The organism is Caballeronia catudaia (genome assembly GCF_001544755.2).
Lineage (GTDB): Bacteria > Pseudomonadota > Gammaproteobacteria > Burkholderiales > Burkholderiaceae > Caballeronia > Caballeronia catudaia.
Genome location: NZ_FCOF02000112.1, coordinates 1 through 2,804, shown reverse-complemented (window position 1 = coordinate 2,804; position 2,804 = coordinate 1). Strand labels below are relative to the sequence as shown.

General features: G+C 58.6%; 4 protein-coding genes. 1 reads left to right on the top strand and 3 read right to left on the bottom strand.

Annotated features, from left to right (window positions below; genetic code table 11):
• Positions 1–361: 361 nt before the first annotated feature.
• Positions 362–847, top strand: coding sequence for a hypothetical protein (locus AWB75_RS36200; RefSeq protein WP_061128714.1), 486 nt, complete (start codon positions 362–364; stop codon positions 845–847).
• Positions 848–1,181: 334 nt separating this feature from the next.
• Here the strand turns inward: AWB75_RS36200 and AWB75_RS36195 are convergent, their stop codons facing one another.
• The 3 genes from AWB75_RS36195 to AWB75_RS37960 all read right to left on the bottom strand — a co-directional run.
• Entirely contained in the window at positions 1,182–1,667 is a 486-nt protein-coding gene (locus AWB75_RS36195) for a hypothetical protein (RefSeq protein ID WP_061128713.1), read from the bottom strand.
• A gap of 423 nt (positions 1,668–2,090) precedes the next feature.
• The gene (locus tag AWB75_RS37535; RefSeq protein ID WP_143746690.1) at positions 2,091–2,279 is read right to left on the bottom strand and encodes a hypothetical protein; all 189 of its coding nucleotides are present in this window, start codon (positions 2,277–2,279) and stop codon (positions 2,091–2,093) included.
• 53 nt (positions 2,280–2,332) lie between these two features.
• The coding region (locus tag AWB75_RS37960) for a hypothetical protein (protein WP_159462857.1) at positions 2,333–2,804 on the bottom strand (472 nt) is incomplete at its 5' end.

Genomic DNA, 2,804 nt, shown 5'->3' with positions numbered 1-2,804 from the left:
AGCGCAAATCGATCATCGCCGCATGTTGGAAACAAGCCGAGCTCTGGTGATGTCATGACTTACGTAAGTCTCAATAGGCGCCTTCACAGGACTTCGCGATCGCCATCGCGTGCGTTGCGCGAAAGGGCATGAATGGGAGGTGACGGGGCAGAGCCTCTGCGACGGACATTGGTGTATGCGCTGTAAAGCTGCAGATAATGGACGGCGTGCTATGCACCGCGACGGTCTGGAGCGGTTGCATGCGGTGGCGACTGCCAAAGGCGTGCGATGCTTGGCCGAGGAATATAGGGGAGGCCGCCGTGGCTTATATCCTTTTGAATGCCCCTGCGGTCATCGCTGGGAAGCGCGGGGCGATGCGGTCATGAACGAGGTGCTGGCGTGTCCGCGCTGCCTGAGCGCGAAAAGGTCCGAGGACAATCATCAGGCGATGTTCTATCACGACGGTCTGGAGCGTTTGCAGGCGGCGGCGCGCAAGCGCGGCGGTGAGTGTCTGTCGAGTGAATACACAGGGGCGCGCAAGCGTTATCGCTTTCGTTGCGCGGCGCGCCATGAATGGCGTGCCTTTGCCGGCACCATCTGGCAGGGCGGCTGGTGCAGTCGCTGCGCTTCGATTGCAAATCGCACGTCAATCGAAACGTTGCAGATGATGGCTGCAGAACGCGGCGGAAAGTGCCTTTCGACAGAAGCGCTTGGAACGCAAGTCAAACACACATGGGAATGCCATCGGGGGCATGTCTGGCAGACCACGCCCGCCACGATTAGGTCGGGCAGTTGGTGTCCGAACTGCGCCTGGCTTAAATTTTCGACGAAACCCAGCACGCGCAAGCGTTGGGACGTTGAAGGATAAACGTTTCGACTGTCGATGGCCGAGAGCGTGCAGGAGGAAGATGAAACGTGTGCTCGTTCGGAGGAAGTGCCGCTGTGTGTCTCCTTCGCTCGCCGACTGGCGTGCCCCGCGCTGTCATTGTCCGTTTCACGTAACATGTCTCCGTGTGTATTCGTTTTTCTCTGGCAACGTTCAAGGGACAATTCCAGAGACAGTCGAGGGGAATGCAGGGGCACGCACGGATATGCCCCTTCGATATATCAAAGACTTAGTGCCCCTGCGATCCCCTACAGACCCCGATACGAGGGTTCGAATCCCACCAGGGCCGCCATATGGCCATGCCGCGGGGGGCAGCTTAAGCGTCACCGGTGGGCGTCTCGGTCGATCGTTGGGCGCGAACAATGTGAGGGTGCGCCAGCAGGTAGAGCTTGAGCGCGATAAGTTCTTCGTCCGTCCGGCACTGCTTGAGCACCATGCGGATGACGCTCCGTTGAAGCAGATCCGCCGTCTCCACTTGGTCGCCGATCGGCCGCGATTCGTCGTAGGCACGTGCTTGGCCATACGTGGCGCGCAGTGCGAAGATTTCCGCGTCTGAGAGCATGCACAGATCATCGTACATCAAGCGGCTTGGCGCGATCTTTAACGCGTCGGCCAGCGCGGGCAGTAGTCGAGTGCGCGAGAGGCGATCTGGATTTCGCCGGCCACGCGTCTCCATCTGGGCGATTGCGCGATATGCTTTTTTCAGGCGCACAGGGTCGTCCCTCACCGTCTCGGCGGCGAGTTTTCTCGCGGTCCACCGAAGTGCGTGGCGGACGCGGACGACGTTGCGGCCCAAGCTCATGCCGAAGCTCGAACGCCTCCCCAAAAAAGAAGCGCCCGCACAGTGGCGGGCGCTTCATCGGTTGCGATACGTCTGGAATGACCAGACGTACCGCGCACCTCCTAACAGGTGGCGATGTCATGTCATTCCGGGCGACGCAAACGGACAGCATTCCGCACGTCTTATTCGCAGGCTCTTCATGTCTGCAAAGTCCTCATCAGTTAGATTTCGCTTCTCCCCATTGCGGGAAGACACTGCTTGAAAATAATGTGTGATGGCTGTTTGACCTCGTGGCAGCATAAGCTTCGTCGCAGACGCTTGGTTGGAATTCGACGCATACGGTTTCTCTTCGGCCTAAAAAGCGCGATGTATGGTTCGATCAATGAAAAAATTCATAAATCCGTCATGATGTTCTGTGACACTTGTGTGACGGATCAGCCTGGATCAGCCACGAGGGTGCATGGCGTCTTTTTGAACTTTGAGCGTTCCTTGCAGAACGACGGTAAGTATGGGGAAGGAGCGGACGTGGGCGCCCGCTGCTGTTTGCCGTGCGAGCGTATCGAAATGCAGCGACCGAGACTGCCGCCGGATCACCGAGTCGGCAATGTTCGAGAATTTCAGTTCGAGGCTCATGAAATCATCGCGTTCCAGCGGTTGGCGCTAATCGTGTGTCCGCAGCCTGTGTTTTATCTACTTGTTGACCATTCCGGCGATGCAGGTTCACGGTAATCCACCAAGATTGCCCATGCAAGCAAGGAGTGGTGTTCAAAGCTGATAAACGAATCGGATACCGCAACAGTAAAAAAGGCGATGAGGTGCCGCCCCGGACGCGCGGCGGCTTCATTGGCGTCCGGTTGCAGAGTCGGGATCTGCGGCAGGGCTGCCGCTGCGCGCGCGAAGCGGAAATCGTTCTGCACCGTGCGGCGGATGACGCGATTGCGTTTGCGGCTGTCTGCGACAGCCGACAGGGGACAGAACAGGGCGGCAAGCCGCCCCTTATCACGCTGCCAAGACGGGTTTGGGCCGGCGGCCGAGTCGGGCAATGGAATGTAACCAAAAATCTCGTCTTCGAGAGACGGACTGTTATGGCGCGCGCTGGAATAGGTTCGGCGTCGCGTGCTATTCGAGGTGAGACGATGAAGTTCGTCGCGCGCCAGA